Genomic DNA, 392 nt, shown 5'->3' with positions numbered 1-392 from the left:
CACCCCCTCCTTCGGGAAGGAGGTGTTGCTCATTGAAAATTGAATAGGGTTGGAAAGGAAGTTCGAAGAGAACAAGTTAGAAAGGGCAACAGGTGGATGCCTTGGCGCCAGAAAGCGATGAAAGACGTGGTAGGCTGCGATAAGTCTCGGGGAGGGGCCAAACACCCTGTGAGCCGGGAATTTCTGAATGGGGCAACCCGGCCGGAGTCATGTCCGGTCATCCGCAACTGAACAAATAGGTTGCAGGAAGCGAACCCGGGGAAGTGAAACATCTCAGTACCCGGAGGAAAGGAAATCAAGCGAGACTCCCAAAGTAGCGGCGAGCGAAATGGGACCAGCCCAAACCGGTTGGTTTCGACCAGCCGGGGTTGTAGGACCCCAACGTGGGATTG

At 55.1% G+C, this 392-nt stretch carries 1 rRNA gene; it reads left to right on the top strand.

Going from position 1 to position 392, the window contains the following annotated elements:
- Nucleotides 1-69: 69 nt before the first annotated feature.
- Nucleotides 70-392: ribosomal RNA gene (locus tag V6B97_RS17170) — 23S ribosomal RNA — on the top strand; the annotation flags it as partial.

The sequence above is a fragment of the Nitratidesulfovibrio sp. 1201_IL3209 genome, from assembly GCF_036763125.1.
Lineage (GTDB): Bacteria > Desulfobacterota > Desulfovibrionia > Desulfovibrionales > Desulfovibrionaceae > Cupidesulfovibrio.
The sequence above is the reverse complement of the archived record's forward strand: the minus strand, read 5'-3'. Positions and strand labels throughout refer to the sequence as shown.